This window comes from Streptococcus infantis, assembly GCF_047460685.1.
Lineage (GTDB): Bacteria > Bacillota > Bacilli > Lactobacillales > Streptococcaceae > Streptococcus > Streptococcus infantis_AD.
The window spans coordinates 29,714-49,435 of record NZ_JASHFS010000007.1 but is presented as its reverse complement, the minus strand read 5'-3'; the positions used below and the strand labels follow the sequence as shown (position 1 = coordinate 49,435).

General features: G+C 39.7%; 14 protein-coding genes. 12 read left to right on the top strand and 2 right to left on the bottom strand.

Features of this window, described 5'->3' with window-relative positions; translation table 11 throughout:
- The first annotated feature begins 179 nt into the window (after positions 1–179).
- The 12 genes from purM to purB all read left to right on the top strand — a co-directional run bounded on the left by purM (position 180) and on the right by purB (position 14,221).
- Positions 180–1,202: a phosphoribosylformylglycinamidine cyclo-ligase gene (purM, locus tag QM917_RS04520; protein WP_371607953.1), complete on the top strand. Its 1,023-nt coding sequence runs from the start codon at positions 180–182 to the stop codon at positions 1,200–1,202.
- Entirely contained in the window at positions 1,202–1,756 is a 555-nt protein-coding gene (gene purN / locus QM917_RS04515; protein WP_281335551.1) for a phosphoribosylglycinamide formyltransferase, read from the top strand. Before purM ends, purN begins: the two co-directional genes overlap by 1 nt.
- A 44-nt stretch (positions 1,757–1,800) precedes the next feature.
- Complete coding sequence (locus tag QM917_RS04510; protein WP_281335550.1) at positions 1,801–2,265, top strand: GNAT family N-acetyltransferase; 465 nt, start codon at positions 1,801–1,803, stop codon at positions 2,263–2,265.
- 1 nt (position 2,266) lies between these two features.
- A complete protein-coding gene (purH, locus tag QM917_RS04505; protein ID WP_414285042.1) occupies positions 2,267–3,814 on the top strand; it encodes a bifunctional phosphoribosylaminoimidazolecarboxamide formyltransferase/IMP cyclohydrolase in 1,548 nt (515 codons plus the stop codon).
- Between the two features lie 121 nt (positions 3,815–3,935).
- Positions 3,936–5,198 carry a phosphoribosylamine--glycine ligase gene (purD, locus tag QM917_RS04500; RefSeq protein WP_414285040.1) on the top strand — a complete coding sequence of 421 codons (1,263 nt, stop codon included), beginning with the start codon at positions 3,936–3,938 and terminating at the stop codon, positions 5,196–5,198.
- Positions 5,199–5,386: 188 nt separating this feature from the next.
- On the top strand, positions 5,387–5,878 hold the full coding sequence (purE, locus tag QM917_RS04495; RefSeq protein WP_414285038.1) for a 5-(carboxyamino)imidazole ribonucleotide mutase: 492 nt from the start codon (positions 5,387–5,389) through the stop codon (positions 5,876–5,878).
- Positions 5,865–6,956: a 5-(carboxyamino)imidazole ribonucleotide synthase gene (purK, locus tag QM917_RS04490; RefSeq protein WP_414285036.1), complete on the top strand. Its 1,092-nt coding sequence runs from the start codon at positions 5,865–5,867 to the stop codon at positions 6,954–6,956. Before purE ends, purK begins: the two co-directional genes overlap by 14 nt.
- Before the next feature lie 15 nt (positions 6,957–6,971).
- The gene (locus QM917_RS04485) at positions 6,972–8,450 is read left to right on the top strand and encodes an HAD family hydrolase (RefSeq protein WP_414285034.1); all 1,479 of its coding nucleotides are present in this window, start codon (positions 6,972–6,974) and stop codon (positions 8,448–8,450) included.
- A 21-nt stretch (positions 8,451–8,471) separates the two neighbouring features.
- A complete protein-coding gene (locus QM917_RS04480; RefSeq protein ID WP_414285033.1) occupies positions 8,472–9,524 on the top strand; it encodes a DNA-processing protein DprA in 1,053 nt (350 codons plus the stop codon).
- A 190-nt stretch (positions 9,525–9,714) separates the two neighbouring features.
- Complete coding sequence (locus QM917_RS04475; protein WP_414285032.1) at positions 9,715–9,942, top strand: phosphoribosylaminoimidazole carboxylase; 228 nt, start codon at positions 9,715–9,717, stop codon at positions 9,940–9,942.
- A gap of 235 nt (positions 9,943–10,177) precedes the next feature.
- Positions 10,178–12,889, top strand: a complete 2,712-nt coding sequence (locus QM917_RS04470; RefSeq protein ID WP_414285030.1) for an ATP-dependent DNA helicase — start codon at positions 10,178–10,180, stop codon at positions 12,887–12,889.
- Positions 12,890–12,922: 33 nt separating this feature from the next.
- Positions 12,923–14,221 (top strand): adenylosuccinate lyase, encoded by a 1,299-nt coding sequence (gene purB / locus QM917_RS04465; RefSeq protein WP_414285029.1) that lies wholly within the window; start codon positions 12,923–12,925, stop codon positions 14,219–14,221.
- Positions 14,222–14,267: 46 nt separating this feature from the next.
- Here purB and QM917_RS04460 read toward each other — a convergent pair whose 3' ends face one another.
- Positions 14,268–18,650, bottom strand: a complete 4,383-nt coding sequence (locus tag QM917_RS04460) for a G5 domain-containing protein (protein ID WP_414285027.1) — start codon at positions 18,648–18,650, stop codon at positions 14,268–14,270.
- A gap of 268 nt (positions 18,651–18,918) precedes the next feature.
- The gene (locus QM917_RS04455) at positions 18,919–19,635 is read right to left on the bottom strand and encodes a GntR family transcriptional regulator (RefSeq protein WP_414285025.1); all 717 of its coding nucleotides are present in this window, start codon (positions 19,633–19,635) and stop codon (positions 18,919–18,921) included.
- Between the last annotated feature and the right edge of the window lie 87 nt (positions 19,636–19,722).

Sequence of the window (19,722 nt, the reverse complement as noted above, 5' to 3'; positions counted from 1 at the left end):
GACAAATAAGAATGCATACGCTCCACGTCTCACTACTGACTAAAAGCTAAAGCATTTGTCAGTAGACGCTTTCTCCTATGGGACCAAAGCTAGAGACCTGACTAGTATTTTTAGATAAAATAATCGTTTATCTAAAAATACGTCGTAGTCTTTCTCAAAAAAGAAAAGGAATGAATAAAATGACAAATAAAAATGCTTATGCGCAATCGGGTGTGGACGTTGAAGCGGGTTATGAAGTTGTTGAACGGATCAAAAAACACGTGGCTCGTACAGAACGCGCAGGTGTTATGGGAGCTCTGGGTGGTTTCGGTGGCATGTTTGATCTTTCAAAGACAGGTGTCAAAGAACCTGTTTTGATCTCAGGGACGGACGGTGTCGGAACCAAACTTATGCTGGCTATCAAGTACGACAAGCATGATACCATTGGTCAGGACTGTGTGGCCATGTGTGTCAACGATATCATCGCTGCAGGTGCAGAGCCTCTTTACTTCTTGGACTATATCGCAACTGGTAAAAATGAACCAGCTAAACTAGAACAAGTTGTTGCTGGTGTGGCTGAAGGTTGTGTGCAAGCTGGTGCAGCCCTTATCGGTGGTGAAACGGCTGAAATGCCTGGTATGTACGGTGAAGATGACTATGACTTGGCTGGTTTTGCTGTTGGTGTTGCAGAAAAATCTCAAATCATCGACGGTTCAAAAGTAGCTGACGGAGATGTGATTCTTGGACTTGCCTCAAGCGGAATACATTCAAATGGTTACTCACTTGTTCGTCGTGTCTTTGCTGATTACACAGGGGAAGAAGTTCTCCCAGAGTTGGAAGGTAGAAAACTTAAGGACGTCCTTTTGGAACCAACTCGTATCTATGTCAAAGCAGCTTTGCCACTCATCAAAGAAGAATTGGTTAACGGTATTGCCCACATCACAGGTGGTGGTTTCATTGAAAATGTACCACGTATGTTCGCGGATGACTTGGCTGCTGAAATTGATGAAAGCAAGGTTCCAGTTCTTCCAATTTTCAAAGCTCTTGAAAAATATGGCCAAATCAAACACGAAGAAATGTTTGAAATCTTCAACATGGGGATTGGTCTCATGCTTGCAGTAAAACCAGAAAATGTGGAACGTGTCAAAGAACTTCTCGACGAACCTGTCTATGAAATCGGTCGGATTGTCAAGAAGACAGATGCAAGTGTGGTGATTAAATAATGGCTAAAAAGATTGCTGTTTTTGCCTCTGGCAACGGCTCAAACTTTCAGGTGATTGCAGAACAATTTCCAGTAGAATTTGTCTTTTCAGATCATCGGGATGCCTATGTACTTGAGCGTGCAGAGAATCTTGGGGTATTATCCTACGCTTTTGAACTCAAGGAGTTTGAAAACAAGGCAGACTATGAAGGAGCCATCGTCGATCTCTTGGATGAACGCCAGATTGACTTGGTTTGTCTTGCAGGCTACATGAAAATCGTCGGTCCAACCTTGCTAGCAGCTTATGAAGGCCGTATCATCAATATTCACCCAGCTTATCTCCCCGAATTTCCAGGTGCTCATGGTATTGAGGATGCTTGGAATGCAGGCGTTGACCAGTCTGGCGTGACTATTCACTGGGTGGACTCTGGTGTTGATACCGGTAAGGTTATCAAACAAGTCCGTGTGCCACGCCTTGAAGGGGATACCCTTGATACTTTCGAGACTCGCATCCACGAAACAGAGTACAAACTTTATCCAGAAGTATTGGAACATTTGGGAGTGGAGAGTAGATAAAAAGTAAATCAAGTTTTGATTATGCAATATTGCTAGGAGAAAAAATGATTGAGATGAAATTAGTAGATGAGAGCAGTTTTCAGGCAGTGCTGGATTTGAAAATATCTGACGCTGATGAACGAGCACGTTTCGTGGCTCCAAATGTACGCTCTTTAGCTGACGCATGGCTCTACCGAGAGAATGGGGATGTGTTTCCAATGGCAATCTATTGGAATAAGCTTGTAGTTGGTTTTCTCCTGTTGGAAATAGATAAGGATGAAGCGGAATACTTTATCTGGAGGATAATGATTGGCCAGCAGTACCAAGGAATAGGTTATGGACGAAAAGCCTTGGAAGTTTTGATCAAAAAGGCTCAGATGGATAGCACTTGCAATCATATTATCGCAGATTATGTGGTTGGAAATGAAAAAATGAAGCACCTACTGACTAGTTTGGGTTTTCAGGAAACAGGATTTATAGAAGAAAATAACGAAGTCGCTATGCGCTTGGATCTAAAGAAAGAGGAATAGAATGACGAAAAAGGCCTTAATCAGCGTCTCAGACAAAGCGGGCATTGTAGAATTTGCCCAAGAACTTAAAAAACTTGGTTGGGATATCATCTCTACAGGTGGGACCAAGATTGCCCTTGACAATGCTGGGGTGGACACCATTGCCATCGACGATGTGACTGGTTTCCCAGAAATGATGGACGGTCGTGTCAAGACTCTCCACCCAAATATCCACGGAGGGCTTCTTGCTCGTCGTGACTTGGATAGCCACTTGGAAGCGGCTAAGGACAATCAGATTGAGCTTATCGATCTTGTTGTAGTTAACCTTTACCCATTTAAGGAAACCATCCTCAAACAAGACGTGACTTATGCTGACGCAGTTGAAAACATCGATATCGGCGGGCCATCCATGCTTCGTTCAGCGGCTAAAAACCATGCTAGCGTAACAGTTGTGGTAGATCCTACTGACTATGCTGTGGTTTTGGACGAATTGGCAGCAAATGGCGAAACAACTTACGAAACTCGCCAACGTCTGGCAGCCAAGGTTTTCCGTCACACAGCGGCTTATGATGCCTTGATTGCAGAGTATTTCACAGCTCAAGTGGGTGAAGTAAAACCTGAAAAACTGACCTTGACCTATGACCTTAAGCAGGCTATGCGCTATGGGGAAAATCCTCAACAAGACGCTGACTTCTATCAAAAAGCTTTGCCAACAGATTACTCAATTGCATCAGCGAAACAGCTTAACGGTAAGGAATTATCCTTTAACAATATCCGCGATGCGGACGCTGCCATTCGTATCATCCGTGATTTCAAAGACCGTCCAACCGTTGTGGCTCTCAAACACATGAATCCATGCGGTATCGGTCAAGCTGATGACATCGAAACTGCTTGGGATTACGCTTATGAGTCTGACCCAGTGTCTATCTTTGGTGGTATTGTCGTTCTCAACCGTGAGGTGGATGCTGCGACTGCTGAGAAGATGCACGGTGTTTTCCTTGAAATCATCATCGCACCAAGCTATACGGATGAAGCGCTAGCCATTTTGACCAACAAAAAGAAAAACTTGCGTATCCTTGCCTTGCCATTTGACGCTCAAGAGGCTAGCGAAGTGGAAGCAGAATACACAGGTGTGGTTGGTGGGCTTCTCGTACAAAACCAAGACGTGGTCAAAGAAAGTCCAGCTGACTGGCAAGTGGTGACCAAACGCCAACCAACTGAGACAGAAGCGACAGCTCTTGAATTCGCTTGGAAGGCTATCAAGTATGTCAAATCAAACGGAATTATCGTGACCAACGACCACATGACACTTGGTGTTGGTCCAGGTCAAACCAACCGTGTGGCCTCTGTTCGTATTGCCATTGACCAAGCTAAAGACCGTCTGGACGGCGCAGTCCTTGCTTCAGATGCCTTCTTCCCATTTGCGGATAACGTGGAAGAAATCGCTAAAGTAGGTATCAAGGCTATCATCCAGCCAGGAGGCTCAGTCCGTGATCAAGAATCTATCGAAGCTGCGGATAAATACGGCTTGACTATGGTCTTCACAGGAGTGAGACATTTTAGACATTAAGAACACTAAAGGGAAGAAAACAGTTTCTTTCCTTTTTTGCTTAAAAATGCGGAGTGAAACAAGATTAAAACGAACGTTTGTGTTATAATATTAGTAAATAATTCGCAAAAGAGGTTGAAAGATGAAGCTATTAGTTGTCGGATCGGGTGGTCGTGAACATGCCATTGCTAAGAAGTTACTTGAGTCAAAAGACGTTGAAAAAGTCTTTGTAGCTCCTGGGAATGACGGGATGACTCTGGATGGTCTGGAATTGGTAAATATCTCTATTTCCGAACATTCTAAATTGATTGAGTTTGCAAAAGCCAACGATATTGCCTGGTCCTTCATTGGTCCAGATGACGCCCTTGCGGCTGGGATTGTGGATGAGTTCAATGCAGCTGGTCTCAAAGCCTTTGGTCCGACAAGATTGGCAGCGGAGTTGGAGTGGTCCAAGGATTTTGCTAAGGAAATCATGGTCAAATACGATGTTCCGACAGCAGCCTATGGGACCTTCTCAGATTTCGAGGAAGCCAAGGCCTATATCGAAGAAAAAGGCGCTCCAATCGTAGTCAAGGCAGACGGTTTGGCCCTTGGGAAAGGTGTTGTCGTTGCGGAGATAGTCGAGCAAGCAGTCGAAGCTGCTCACGAGATGCTTTTGGACAATAAATTCGGTGACTCAGGTGCGCGTGTGGTTATCGAGGAGTTTCTTGAAGGTGAGGAATTCTCTCTCTTTGCCTTTGTTAATGGGGGCAAGTTCTACATCATGCCAACGGCTCAGGATCACAAACGTGCCTATGATGGCGATAAGGGTCCTAACACGGGTGGTATGGGTGCCTATGCGCCAGTTCCTCACTTGCCAGAGAGCGTGGTTGACACAGCGGTTGACACTATTGTCAAGCCAGTCCTTGAGGGGATGATCCAAGAAGGGCGTCCTTATCTGGGTGTTCTTTATGCGGGGCTTATCCTGACAGCTGATGGACCTAAGGTTATCGAGTTCAACGCTCGTTTCGGAGATCCAGAAACGCAAATCATCTTGCCTCGCTTGACATCAGATTTTGCACAAAATATCACGGACATTTTGGATGGCAAAGAGCCAGCAATTACTTGGATGGATAAGGGTGTGACACTAGGCGTTGTTGTAGCCTCAAACGGATACCCACTCGCTTATGAGAAGGGGGTCAAACTTCCAGCCAAGACAGAGGGTGACATCATCACTTACTATGCCGGTGCCAAATTCGCTGAAAATGGACAAGACCTTCTTTCAAACGGCGGACGTGTCTACATGCTGGTCACAACAGCAGACACCGTCAAAGACAGCCAAAACACCATCTACAGCCAACTCGACAAACAAAACACAGAAGGCCTCTTCTATCGAAACGATATCGGAAGCAAGGCAATTCGATAAAGATATAAGAAAAAGCGACGCAGTCGCCAAACACGATAATGGTCTCCGTGGGGAAAAGACCAGAACAGTATCTGTTCTGGTCGGGGAAACTTTGAGACTTTAGGCTCAAAGTTTAGGAATGAAACCGAAGGGTTGCTTCCGTCCCCACCACCTAAGACCATTATCAAAAAAGAAAAAAAGGAAAAATTATGACTAAACCAATTATTTCCATCATCATGGGCTCCAAATCCGACTGGGCAACCATGCAAAAAACAGCAGAAGTCCTCGACAACTTCGGCGTTGTTTACGAAAAGAAAGTTGTTTCCGCCCACCGGACACCTGACCTCATGTTCAAACATGCGGAAGAAGCACGTAGTCGTGGCATTAAAGTCATCATCGCTGGTGCGGGTGGAGCTGCACACTTGCCAGGGATGGTTGCTGCTAAAACAACTCTTCCAGTTATTGGGGTACCCGTCAAGTCACGGGCCCTTAGCGGTGTGGATTCTCTTTATTCTATCGTTCAGATGCCAGGTGGTGTGCCAGTCGCAACCATGGCTATCGGTGAAGCAGGTGCGACTAACGCTGCCCTCTTTGCCCTCCGTCTCTTGTCAGTAGAGGATCAGGCTATCGCGACAGCTTTGGCAGATTTCGCAGAAGAACAAGGAAAAATCGCAGAGGAGTCTACAAATGAGCTCATCTAAAACAATCGGAATTATCGGTGGCGGTCAGCTTGGTCAGATGATGGCCATTTCTGCTATTTACATGGGTCACAAGGTCATTGCACTTGATCCTGCTGCGGATTGCCCGGCCTCTCGCGTGGCGGAAATCATCGTGGCACCTTATAACGATGTGGATGCCCTCCGTCAGTTGGCGGACCGCTGTGATGTTCTCACTTATGAATTTGAAAATGTCGATGCTGACGGTTTGGATGCCGTTATCAAGGATGGGCAACTCCCTCAAGGAACGGACTTGCTCCGCATTTCTCAAAATCGTATTTTTGAAAAGGATTTTCTCTCAAACAAGGCCAAAGTCACCGTTGCACCTTACAAGGTTGTGACCTCAAGCCAAGATTTGGCAGATATTGACCTATCGAAAAACTATGTCCTCAAGACTGCGACAGGTGGCTACGATGGGCATGGACAAAAGGTCATTCGCTCAGCGGAAGATTTAGAAGAAGCCTATGCACTAGCGGATTCAGCTGACTGTGTTTTGGAAGAATTTGTCAACTTTGACCTTGAGATTTCTGTCATCGTGTCAGGGAATGGTAGGGATGTGACGGTTTTTCCAGTTCAGGAAAATATCCACCGCAACAATATCCTGTCTAAGACCATCGTGCCAGCCCGCATTTCGGATCGTTTGGCAGATAAAGCCAAGGCCATGGCGGTGCGAATTGCTGAACAGCTGAACTTGTCTGGAACACTTTGTGTGGAAATGTTTGCGACAGCTGATGACATCATTGTCAACGAAATTGCCCCACGCCCACATAACTCAGGTCACTATTCAATCGAAGCCTGTGATTTCTCTCAGTTTGATACCCATATTCTGGGTGTTCTTGGAGCGCCATTGCCAGAAATAGAATTACATGCTCCAGCTGTCATGCTCAATGTTCTCGGTCAACACGTTGAAGCTGCTGAAAAATATGTCACAGAAAATCCAAGCGCCCACCTCCACTTATATGGTAAAATAGAAGCGAAGCACAACCGCAAAATGGGACATGTGACTTTGTTTAGTGATGAACCGGATAAGGTTGAGGAGTTTGGGAAAGGGATTGATTTTTAGGAGAAACAGCTATATATGACATTTGATAATAAAATATATGAACAGGAATTGATGAAATCATTTAATATTCATCAGTTTGATTTTGTTGAAGAAGGTCTGCCACTACCAATTTTTTATGGTTCTCTATTTAATCGAGAACAAAACATGGAATTTGAGCAGCAGAATAACTTTTATCTGGTAAAAACAAAGTATTCAATTGTTGATAAAACACTTCTTGCTGAACGTAATCAATCAAATGGAGAACAAAAATTTGATTTTAATAATAAGTTTGATTTACAAAAATTAGAAACTAAATTCAATGAATTTGAAAAAAGATTTCAAGAATTTGTAAATTTGGAATATAATAAAATATGCTATTTGGGGATTCCTAGTTCTGAGTGTGGTGTCTATAATATTCCTCAAATTTTAGCCAAGATAATGAATCCTAATCAAGAAATTGAGTTAATAAGAACCATAACAAAGGATAAGACTCATATAGAGAATGGAAAACGTCAAATTTTATTTGATGAGATTACAAAAGGATTAGAATTGCAAGGAGTAGGTGAATTTTGGTGGGAGAAATTTGACTTTGTAGTCGTAATTGACGATGTGACAACTACCGGAAGTTCTTTTAGAATGGTTGACAAATATCTTATCAATAAAGGAGTTCCAAAAGAAAAAATTGTGAATTATTCTCTTTATAAACATCAAAAGGTCGAGAAATGGAATAGTATTGTTGAGAAATATGAGCATTTTGAAAATCCTAGATCAAATTCTCAAATAGATTTAATAATTTGGGACTTTGATGAGACAATTGTTGATTCAAGAAAAAGGAATGTAGAATTTGAAAGCACAATCAACGATAAGATGAAGCTTAAGAAAGGAAACAAATATTTCAAAAATGGGGAAACTTTTTATAGAGCCTCCCCAATATATTCTATTTATCCAGGTTTGGAAGGGATATTTGAGTTTCTTGCTAATGATGGAATGATTTATGAAATTATATCAAATAGATATTATTTAATGGAAAAACTATTTTATCAAGAGAAATTAAGAAAGAAAATTTTTCCTAAGGACGAGGGTGATGGGTGCAAATATGTTAGTTATAAAACTAACGGTGAATATACTAACTATGAAAAATGTTGTTGGCTGGTTCCGACTTTTGAAACAAAAATTGATGATTATACAATCAAATATTTGAAACCATCTCCTGAAACAATTAAAAATGGGGTGGGACTTACTCTAGATACGATAGAGCCTACACGAATTATTGGAATAGGAAATACCAAAAATGATATTATTGCATATAAAGCAGCTGGACTTGAAACAGTCTTAGTTACATGGGGAATCCACTATAGATTTGGTCGAGACTATGGTGCGGATCATGTGTTTCATAATCCAGAACAATTATTAGATTTTCTGAAGAAGAATACTTCAGGGATGTACTCGTTAAAGGATTTTGATAATGCCATTTCTTTAGTTGCAGAACCCCAAATTAATTTCGATGATAACTAATTTTAAAAAAAGTAGAAAAACATGATAGAGAATTATGACTTAAGTACTAAAATTATTGCCTTGAGTGGGCTCAAAGGGATGGGAAGAAAAAGAATTGCTGATTTTTTAGAAGATGTTTTTTCTAAAAGAGGAAGTTATGACTTCACTTTTGAGGATATTTCTGGTAGTAAGATTAGTCAGCTAAAAAATTTAATTAGAACTGATTTGACTAAGTCAAATTGGGATTTTCAATGTAATAAAGCGAAAGAAATTATTGACAATAGTTTAGAAAAGAAAATAGCTACGATTAATTTTAAAGATGCTGAGTATCCTAAAGAGCTAGCTGTTTTACCTAAGAAACCACTAGTATTATTTGTTAAAGGGAATATAAAGTTACTCACAGATACTAAAAAAGTAGCAGTAATTGGCACTAGGCAACCCAGTGTTTTTGCCCAAAAGATGACTTCAAGGATTACAGAGCAGTTATCTAAATTAGATTACACAGTGGTCAGTGGACTAGCTGTAGGGTGTGACTCCTTGGCTCATGAAATGGCAAGTATTACAAATGGTAAAACTATAGCTATTTTAGCTCATGGATTAGATGTTCCAATTTATCCTAAAGTAAACCGTCCACTAGCTGATGACATTTTACGTAATGGTGGAACTCTGGTATCTGAATATCCTATTGGAACAACTTTAAGGCCTAGCTATTTGGTTGAACGTGATGAATGGCAAAGTGGTATGAGTTTAGGAACAATTACTATCGAATCATCAAATAGTGGCGGAAGCAGACATGCAACCTATAAAGCATTAGAACAAGATAGAGCATTAGCCGTTCTTGATCATACTCTCTTTAAGAATGGCAAGGGATGGCAAGTATATTTTTCAAATGATTCCGCTATTTCTTTAAATCAACAATTGTTAGCAGAAAAAAAAGCTTTTCCTCTTTACTCGTTAGATAGCATATTTGAATTTGATAAAAAAATGCAATCAATAAAAGAAAAAGTAAATAAAAAATACAGTCGGATTACAACCAATAAAACTATTGTAACAACTAATAAGCAAGATAACATTATTCAGACTTCTCTTTTTTAGTTGTGGTTTTATCGGTTCATAATATAGATTTTGTTTTATATTTTATAAAACTATTGTGACTAGCAAATAAATAATATTAAGTTCGTAGATTTAACATAGAATGTCAACTATTAATATTATAAAATAGAAAGGAACATGAGTACTCGTATTTTCTAAAACGAAATACAGTATTCGAATTTGATCAATTTTTATGATTCAAATCATCGTAAATGCATTTATTGAAAAGGATAAGACTGGAGCAGTTGTCGAAGTCTTATATGCTAGTAGCAATCACGAAAAGGTCAAAGCTAAGTATGAAGATCTAGTTGCACAATACCCTGAAAACTATTTAGCTATCTATGATCTACCGTTAGATACGGATTTGAATACACTAGATCACTATCCATCTGTGTGGATTGGGAAAGAAGAATTTGAGTAAAAATATGAAAACAAAAAGTGTAGTTGGCAGTATGATCTGGGAAGGGAAGCATAATAGCAAGATAGATAATTTATGTGTCAGTTTTTAGTGATAGAGAAGATATAACTTGTGATTAAAGTTAAATATGTGTGAGATTCAGTATCAAAGAAGAAGTTTTAACTAATAACTAGTTAAGTTTTTCTATATCAAACTCAAATTTTTTATTATGATAATATTTAAGTGAAAGTAGGCTCCTGTGACAGATTTAAATACTGCTATTTTAAATATAGATAACGTCTTATGTCGAAATATTGCTCAAATAGAGGACCGAGGTTTTCTATCCCAGAATATGTTATCTCAACTCAGAAATTTTGTGGAACATATCTCCCTGAAACTTTATTGTGTCGATCAGAATAAGGATGCAGATGTATCTTATCACAATATAGAATCTGGAATAAGACATATTTTTAAAAATTCTAAATATGTTTTTATTAGAGAGTTTCATGAATTATTACAAATTTCTGCTTCTCATTATACTTTAGATGAAAATAATTCAGAAAGACTAATGTTAAAATACTATAGTTACTTATTGCAAATTAAGAATTATTTAAAAGAGAATTTAGATTTTGATGTTTTACATAATTTGGCTAAGTTTCCTATGTATCAAGATTCACAATTAACTGAGTACTATAAATCAATTTCTAAAGTAATAAATGATTCAACAATTGGTTTTGAAAGAGTTTCATATAGTGATAGGTATTATATTCACAAAGTAAAGCCGTTTTTTATAAACAATAGAGTTTACTATGAAGTAACATACTCTATTGCGAATGATCAGTCATCAAAATTAGATAGACTAATTGCGTTTACGGATAAATATATCTTATCTAATTATGCAACATTGTTATGGGTAAAAAAAGTAAATATTGATATTTTAGGAATAACAATGCCCATTCTAATTATAGATAATTGGGAGGTTTCAATTAGACCATGTGAGTTTAATAAACTAAGAGATATATTGAGATTTGATATACCTGACATTCAAACGTCGTATAAAGAATATCAAAATTTAATGAAATTTATACGCCAATATAGGATGAACTTAGTTACTTTGATCGAACTAAGTGATAGTCTTTATATTGCAGCGAAGAAGATAATTTTGAAAGATACTAGGCAACCAAGAATATTTTTACTTTTAGATAGAGTTAGAGAATTAATAAGAAATGAGCAAGGTGGTGCAAATGTCATCAGATATCTATTGTTTTCTATGAATAATAAAATTTTAAAGGAGCAGTATGCTCCTGAAAAGTTTTTGAAAGGCGGGAACCATCAGTTATCTCATTTAAGATTAGATTGGAAATGTATACCGTTTGATAAGATTCCATTTGATTCTAGCTTAAAAAATCATAATCCCAGATTATCAGATCTTTTGGCTTGTATACCGTCAGAGGAAAAAGAGGATGAACTATTTGCTAGATTTATAAAGAACAATTCGGAAATTAGAGGACAGCTTTTTACCCCCATAAAAGAAATCACGGATTTTAAAAATATTTCTGATTTGATACGAATATACAATTCTAAATTGTATCGTACGCACCAACATAGAAAATTACTCTTAGAAAAAGGACATGTGTTCATTAAGGGCTATAAAGATGATGTTGTATATATAATAAATAGATTAAAGAAATTGGCCGCAGGCGGTGTCAAGGGTTATTCGTATTCGGTTCAATCATGGTTGCAAAAAAGACCAGGAACTATTGATGACGATGTTAAAAGAGATTGTTTGATCAAGATGTTTGAAGAATCTAAAGTAGCCTTAATTTATGGTGCTGCAGGGACTGGGAAATCAACGTTAATAAACTATATTTCAAATTACTTCTCAGCAAAAAATAAATTATTTTTAGCTAATACAAACACTGCTGTAGATAACTTAAAAAGAAAAGTTGATGCTCCAAATTCAGAATTTAGTACAGTGGCTAAGATAATAAGGCAGGGAATGTTGAAGTGCGATGTATTGATAGTTGATGAGAGTAGTACAATTAGTAATTCTGATTTTAGAAAAGTTCTGGGAAATATAGAGTTTGAACTTCTAATTGTTGTAGGTGATACTTATCAAATAGAGTCGATTCGGTTTGGTAATTGGTTTGATATTGCACAATACCATATAACAAACAGCAGGTATGAGTTAACTAATACATATAGAACTGATAAAGAAAATTTGTTAATAGTATGGGATAAAATAAGGAATAATGATAGGGATATTTTAGAACATCTATCAAGAAATAATTTTTCTAGTAATCTAGACCCATCCCTATTCTCCTCGACCAATCAAGATGAGGTGGTTCTTTGCTTAAATTATGATGGGCTATATGGAGTAAATAATATAAATACATTTATGCAAGCTCAAAATCCCTCTACAAGTATACCTTGGGGTTCAGCGGGGTATAAAGTCGGTGATCCTATCCTATTTAATGATTCACCGAGATTTTCTCCTCTAATATATAATAATATCAAAGGGACTATTCATGATATAAAAATTGAAGAACATTCTATCACATTTGATATAAAGCTTAAAGATTTGTCGCTCACCTCCCTTGATGTTACTAGTTGTTCAGATATTGACTTTATTGGGAATGACGAAGATGGCAAGACAGTTATTCGATTTTTAGTAAATAAATACAAAAGTACGGATTTTGACTCTAATGATCCTACTACAGTAGTACCGTTTCAAATTGCCTACGCAACTTCAATTCATAAAGCTCAAGGTTTAGAGTATGATTCTGTGAAAGTTGTTATCACAAATGAATCTGAGGAGAATATAACCCACAGTATTTTTTACACGGCAGTTACTAGAGCTAAGGATAAGTTGATAATTTATTGGTCACCTGAGACGGAAAAACATTTGCTTGAGAATATGGAGAAAAGAAATAACTCTAAGGATGGGAATTTCATAAAAATGTTTTTATGACAATATTAGACTTAACAATGTAAGGAGAAAACAATGATCGAACGTTACTCTCGCCCTGAAATGGCGAATATTTGGAGTGAAGAAAATAAATACCGTGCTTGGCTTGAGGTGGAAATCTTGGCTGACGAGGCATGGGCTGAGTTGGGGGAAATCCCTAAGGAAGATGTGGCTTTGATTCGCGAAAAGGCGGACTTTGACATCGACCGTATTTTGGAAATTGAGCAGGAGACGCGTCACGATGTGGTGGCTTTCACGCGTGCGGTTTCTGAGACTCTTGGTGAGGAGCGTAAGTGGGTTCACTATGGTTTGACTTCTACCGACGTGGTGGATACGGCCTATGGTTACCTTTACAAGCAGGCCAACGACATCATCCGTCGTGACCTTGAAAACTTCACCAACATCATCGCTGACAAAGCGAAAGAACACAAGTTCACCATCATGATGGGGCGTACCCACGGTGTGCACGCTGAGCCGACAACTTTTGGTCTTAAATTGGCCACTTGGTACAGCGAAATGAAACGCAACATCGAGCGTTTCGAGCATGCGGCTGCTGGTGTGGAAGCTGGTAAGATTTCTGGTGCGGTTGGTAACTTTGCTAACATCCCACCATTCGTTGAAAAATACGTCTGCGATAAACTTGGTATCCGTGCTCAAGAAATCTCTACACAGGTCCTTCCTCGTGACCTTCACGCTGAGTACTTTGCGGTTCTTGCTAGTATCGCGACTTCAATCGAACGTATGGCGACTGAGATTCGTGGCTTGCAAAAATCTGAACAACGCGAAGTAGAAGAATTCTTTGCCAAAGGGCAAAAAGGTTCATCTGCAATGCCTCACAAACGCAACCCTATCGGTTCTGAAAACATGACTGGTCTTGCGCGTGTTATCCGTGGTCACATGGTCACAGCTTACGAAAATGTGTCCCTTTGGCATGAGCGTGATATCTCTCACTCATCAGCTGAGCGCATCATTGCACCAGATACAACCATCTTGATTGACTACATGCTCAATCGTTTTGGAAATATCGTCAAGAACTTGACGATCTTCCCAGAAAACATGATCCGCAACATGAACTCTACATTTGGTTTGATTTTCAGCCAACGTGCTATGCTTACCTTGATTGAAAAAGGCATGACGCGTGAACAAGCTTACGACCTTGTTCAACCAAAGACAGCTCAATCATGGGATAACCAAGTAGACTTCAAACCACTTCTTGAAGCAGATCCAGAAGTGACTTCACGCCTCACTCAAGAAGAAATCGACGAAATCTTTAACCCAACTTACTATACCAAACGTGTGGATGAGATCTTCGAACGCATCGGTTTGGGTGACTAATAATCACAATAAAAAGCGAGACTTTTGTCCCGCTTTTTATTTGTGCTTAATCTTTTTTCTTGCTAAGTCCGTAAGCTGTGAGAGCTGACATAAGACCAGTAGCAATTAACCATTCTGAGCCTTGAGTTCCTGTTTCAGGTAGTTTTTTCTCTTTTGCTACAGGAGCTGGACCTTGAGGAAGAGCTTTATTTTCCTCAGCAGGAACAGTTGCTGGAGCTGGCTCGCTTGGGATTTCTAGTGTTGGTTTTTCTTCAGCGATAGCTGCTTGCCCTTTTTCATCACCAAGGTGAGTGACAGGATTACCAACTTCTACCACTTGAGTGATAGGTTCTAGGCTTACTTCACTGCTTACTAGAGTCTTAACTTCAGTTCCATCAGTAGCCGTAGTTACAGAGTAGAAGTAGTTGCGACGACCGTTTACACCTTCAGTCACGATACGAGATTGTCCCTTAGGCAACTGATCGGTTTCACGAGTAATAGTTGTAAATGAAATGTCTTCAGTTTGGACATCTAGTTTAGGAAGTTCCTCAGTTGTAGCTGCTTGCCCTTTTTCATCACCAAGGTGAGTGACAGGGTTCCCCACTTCAATCACTTGAGCGACAGGTTCTTGCGCTACGACACTTGTAACCAATGTTTTAACTTCAGTTCCGTCAGCGGCAGTAGTCACAGAGTAGAAATGGCTACGACGACCGTTTACACCTTCAGTCACGATACGAGATTGTCCTTTAGGTAATTGATTAGTTTCACGAGTGATGGTTGTAAATGGAATTTCTTCATTTTGAATGTCAACTCTTGGTTTGTTTTCAGAAATAGCAGCTTGCCCATGTTCATCACCAACATGAGTGACAGGGTTCCCCACTTCTACCACTTGAGTGATAGGTTCTAGGCTTACTTCACTGCTTACTAGAGTCTTAACTTCAGATCCATCCGTCGCCGTAGTTACAGAATAGAAGTAGCTGCGACGACCGTTCACACCTTCAGTCACGATACGAGATTGTCCCTTAGGCAACTGATCAGTTTCACGAGTGATGGTTGTAAATGAAATGTCTTCAGTTTGCACATCTAGTTTAGGAAGTTCCTCAGTTGTAGCTGCTTGCCCTTTTTCATCACCAAGGTGAGTGACAGGGTTCCCCACCTCTACCACTTGAGCGACAGGTTCTACTGTTAACTTAGAATCAAGGAGAGTTTCATGTGCTTCACCATTTTCAGTCACGACAGAAAGGTAATTTGTACGTTCTCCTTTGACACCGACAGTGATGACTTTCTCTTGTCCTGCTTGAAGGTTAGGATTTTCTTTCTTAACAATCTCAAACGGAATTTCTTCTGTCTTAACGAGAAGCTCTGGTCGGTTTTCAACAGCAGCAGGAGTTTCGTTTTCATCAAGACTTCCTGAGTGAGTTGCGGCTGGCTTAAGCCCTAGTCTAGCTGCTTTGAGATTAGCTACAAGGGCATCCAACTCAGCTTGTTTATTACGGTTAAGCTTGTAGTTCAGAGCATCTTTAGCAGCTTTGAGAGCGTCGAGGCTTTCTGTGCTATATCCTTCTAAGTTTTCAGGGATTTGAGCAAGTTCCTCGCGTAGAGCCTTGTAGTCAGCACGGAAGTAGTCTTTGTTGTGATCTGCAAAGGCAGTCATAAGTTCAAAGATTTCTTCTTCCTTGTATTCTGCGCTTGGTCTATCAGCCCAGATAGCTAACATACTACCAACAGTAGGTAGGTCAACTTCAGGATATTTAGTTGAAGCTAACTGGTTAAATGGAGTTTTTTCAGTATTTTCAATAGCTTTCTTGAGGAAGCCACCACCATCTTCTGGTTTTTGACCGAGAATGTAGTACCAATCTCCATTCGTGTTAAGGAATTTATAGCCTTTGCTTGCTAGATATTGAGGAGACGCAAGGTTGTAACCCCACCATCCTTTAGACCAGTAAGAGATGATAACGTCTTTATCAAACTCAACATCATCCTTGTCTTCGTAGTAGAAGCCATCGTTAAAGGCCATTGGTTGCAAGCCTTTTTCTTTAGCCATGGCAGCTAGGCTATTAGAGTATTCAGCAAATTTGCCGTAGAGACCATACCACTTGAGGTAGTACCAACCTTGAGCATTGGTAGCGTCATTAGCATACTCATCTGTACCATAGTTAAAGATCTTAGTCTTGCCTGCAAAGAAGTCCATGTACTTACCGATAAGGGCTTTTGTAAAGTTCATTGCTTCTTCGTTTTCAAGGTCCATAGTTGTTTTTGAAACCTTGTCAAAGTTAGCTTGAGGGTTTGCGATGCCTAATTTTTCCATAGCGACAAGCATAGCATCCATGTGACCTGGGCTATTGATAGCTGGGATCAATCCAATCCCTTTGTCCTTAGCATACTGGATAAGCTCAGTGATTTCAGCTTGGTTCAAAGTAGTTCCGTTAGGATCATCGTAGTAAGATTTTGTTCCTTCGATGATGGCCTTTTTCACATCGTCGCTTGCATAAGTCTTGCCGTTTGCTGAGATACTCATATCGTCAAGTAGGAAGCGAAGTCCATCGTTTCCAAGGAGCAAGTGAAGGTCAGAGTAACCGAGTTCGCTGGCTTTATCTACGATGCGTTTAAGTTGGTCTAGCGTGAAGTATTTACGTCCAGCATCGATAGAGATAACCTTGTTCTTAGCTAGTTTTTCAACTTCGCGTTTAGCATCTTCTTCTTTTTGAGCTTCTGGAGTGAAGGTCAAGTTGCTAACAGCTTCCTGGAGTTTTGCGATCGCTTGATCAATAGTATCTTGTTGAGCACGGCTGAGGTTGCTATCGAGAGCACGGATGGCTTTTTCAGCTTCTTTAACGGCTGCAATACTTTCTTCTGTGTAGCGAGTAAGGTCTGTTGGCACTTCTTTCAAAGCTTGTTCAGCAGACTCGTAATCAGCAGCGAAGTATTCAGCATTTGAGTTTGCGAATTGACGCATGAGTTTGAAGAGACGAGATGGAGAGTAGCGAGCAGATGGAGTATCAGCCCAAGCAGCTACCATACCACCGATAATAGGAACGTCAGCTCCTTCAGTTTTTGGAACAGAAGTAATCGGTGTACTCTTAATACCGTTCAATCCTTGATCGAGGTTGTACCAACCTTGCCCGTCAGCATTACGGCCAAGAACGTAGTACCAAGCATCGTTAGTATTGAGGATTTCGTGTCCTTTTTCAGCTAGTAATTTAGAAGAAGCGACATCGTAACCACCCCAGCCACCAGTCCACATAGAGACGATGATGTCCTTGTCAAAGGTACCAAAACTTGTATCGCTATTATAGTAGATACCGTCGTTGAAGGCCATAGGTTTTAGACCGTGAGATTTGACGATACGAGCTAGGTCATTAGCATAGGCGATGAATTTGTCATAGCCCTTGTCTGGGAATCCATCTTCTGGATACCATTTATAGGCTTGAAGAACGCTCCATCCTTTAGCATCCGTAGCATCGTTAGCGTACTCATCCAAACCGATGTTGAAGATTTCAGATTTACCAGCAAAGTAGCCTGCATACTTATCAATCAAAGCTTTTGTGAAGGCAACTGCTTTTTCATTGTCAAGGTCGACAGTACGTGCTGATTCTTTACCAAAATAGTTAAAGTTAGGCTTTTCAATACCCAGTTCTTTCATGGCATTGAGGATAGCATCCATGTGACCAGGACTGTTAACAGATGGGATAAGGCCGATACCTTTATCCTTAGCATAGTTAATCAAGTCGGTCATTTGGCTTTCAGTTAGATGATTGCCGTTTGGATCGTTGTAGTAGGCGTTTGTTCCGTTTTCAACAGCGCGTTTGACATCGTCGCTCGCATAAGTCTTGTCTCCTACAGTTAGGGACATATCATCTAGCATAAAGCGTAAGCCGTCATTTCCGACTAGGAGATGAAGATCAGTATAGCCATAGTGTTTGGCTTTGTCGATGATTTCTTTCAGTTGTTCAGGAGAGAAGTATTTACGCCCTGCATCGATTGAAACGATTTTCTTTTTAGCTAGTTTTTCATTGACTTGAGCTGCTTTCTCTGTAGCGACTACAGGAGCTTCAACTTTAGCAACTTCTTTGTTTTCTGCCTTTTCTGGTTCTGGCTGCTTAGCTTCTTCAGTTACTTCTGGTTTTGCTGGAGTTTCTTCGGTTGTAACAGTTTTTTCTACGATAGGAGCAGGAGTAGAAAAAACTTTTGGTGCTTCAGTGTTTGTTACAGGTGTCACTGGAGCTGCAGGAGCTACGGCTTCTGGTGTAGGACTAGTTTCAAGTTTTTCTTCGCTGGCCTGTGGAGACGATTCTCCTGCGGCTTGGATAGTAGGTTGATTCTCTGTTGTAGTAGGTACGACTCCATCAGCAGCAACAGCCTGGGCATGAAAGGCAAAGCCGATCAAGACAGAAGCTGCTCCGATTGCGTATTTACGAATAGAGAAACGCTGTTTATTTTCTGGTTTCATTAAATAACCTCCTAATTTATTGTTTTGGTAGCGTTTTCACAAACTGACTCCATTGTATTATCTGAATCTAGCAAAGTCAAGTATTTTAATAAAATACCTATAAAAAATATAAGAAGTTATTTAATTTGAACTGATTTTAATTTTTACTCTGTTTTTAGTAAAATTTCTCCAAATTATAGTTTAAAGTCATTTGATATTTCCTACTAAAAGCTGGCGTGCTATAATGAAAAACAGAAAAGCCTGAAACAATTGTCTCAGACTTTTAAGTTTAGTGATCGCGATCACATGAGATAAATTTAATCTTATAGAAATCAGAACGTTTGTAAGTTTCAATGTATTCCAACACTTGGCCAGTTGACTCAAGTTTAGTTGTCTTGGTTTGGAGAACAGTTGGGAACTGAGAGTCGATTCCTAGGATAGAAGCAGCATGTTCTGGAGTTGGAAATACAATTTCATTGATTTCTTCAAAATGCTCGTCATTCATGTGAATGTGGTAGTCCAATTTGAAACGATTATAGATAGAACTATAGTATTCAAGATTTGGATAGTTTGCATTGATGTATTGTTCAGGGATATAAGATGTGTGGTAGATATAAGTAACACCGTTAGATTCACGGATACGTTCGATTTTGTAATAAAATTGATCGCCACGCAATCCCAATTTTTCTAAGTAGTTAAGCTCGTTACCGCGTTCAATAGAAAGAACAGTGACTTTATCGTCCTTGGTTTCAAAAATTTCTACATCAGAAAATTCTACGAGTTTGTGCTTGCGAGCGCGAGCCACAAAGGTTCCTTTTCCTTGTTGGCGGACAATATAACCGTCTTTAGCAAGGTCGTTTAAGGCGCGAACAACAGTGATTGAACTTACGTCATACATTGCAATCAACTCTGCTTCAGTGTAGAACTTGTCGCCACTTGCAAATTGACCTGAAATGATTTTATTTTTCAATTCATCTTTGATATATTGATACTTTGGAATTGCCATATTTTCACCTCATTTTTTCCTTCTCCATCTTCGATTTTACCATAAATAGTTTGAAAATGATAGTAAATAATGTAAAAAAATAAAATA

What these genes read in the sequence shown, in the direction of transcription:
- QM917_RS04485 (WP_414285034.1), top strand. Translation starts at nt 6,972, where the DNA reads ATGACATTTGATAATAAAATATATGAACAGGAATTGATGAAATCATTT.
- QM917_RS04455 (WP_414285025.1), bottom strand. Translation starts at nt 19,635, where the DNA reads ATGGCAATTCCAAAGTATCAATATATCAAAGATGAATTGAAAAATAAA.
- purB (WP_414285029.1), top strand. Translation starts at nt 12,923, where the DNA reads ATGATCGAACGTTACTCTCGCCCTGAAATGGCGAATATTTGGAGTGAA.
- purN (WP_281335551.1), top strand. Translation starts at nt 1,202, where the DNA reads ATGGCTAAAAAGATTGCTGTTTTTGCCTCTGGCAACGGCTCAAACTTT.
- purK (WP_414285036.1), top strand. Translation starts at nt 5,865, where the DNA reads ATGAGCTCATCTAAAACAATCGGAATTATCGGTGGCGGTCAGCTTGGT.
- QM917_RS04475 (WP_414285032.1), top strand. Translation starts at nt 9,715, where the DNA reads ATGATTCAAATCATCGTAAATGCATTTATTGAAAAGGATAAGACTGGA.
- QM917_RS04480 (WP_414285033.1), top strand. Translation starts at nt 8,472, where the DNA reads ATGATAGAGAATTATGACTTAAGTACTAAAATTATTGCCTTGAGTGGG.
- purD (WP_414285040.1), top strand. Translation starts at nt 3,936, where the DNA reads ATGAAGCTATTAGTTGTCGGATCGGGTGGTCGTGAACATGCCATTGCT.
- purH (WP_414285042.1), top strand. Translation starts at nt 2,267, where the DNA reads ATGACGAAAAAGGCCTTAATCAGCGTCTCAGACAAAGCGGGCATTGTA.
- purE (WP_414285038.1), top strand. Translation starts at nt 5,387, where the DNA reads ATGACTAAACCAATTATTTCCATCATCATGGGCTCCAAATCCGACTGG.
- QM917_RS04510 (WP_281335550.1), top strand. Translation starts at nt 1,801, where the DNA reads ATGATTGAGATGAAATTAGTAGATGAGAGCAGTTTTCAGGCAGTGCTG.
- QM917_RS04460 (WP_414285027.1), bottom strand. Translation starts at nt 18,650, where the DNA reads ATGAAACCAGAAAATAAACAGCGTTTCTCTATTCGTAAATACGCAATC.
- purM (WP_371607953.1), top strand. Translation starts at nt 180, where the DNA reads ATGACAAATAAAAATGCTTATGCGCAATCGGGTGTGGACGTTGAAGCG.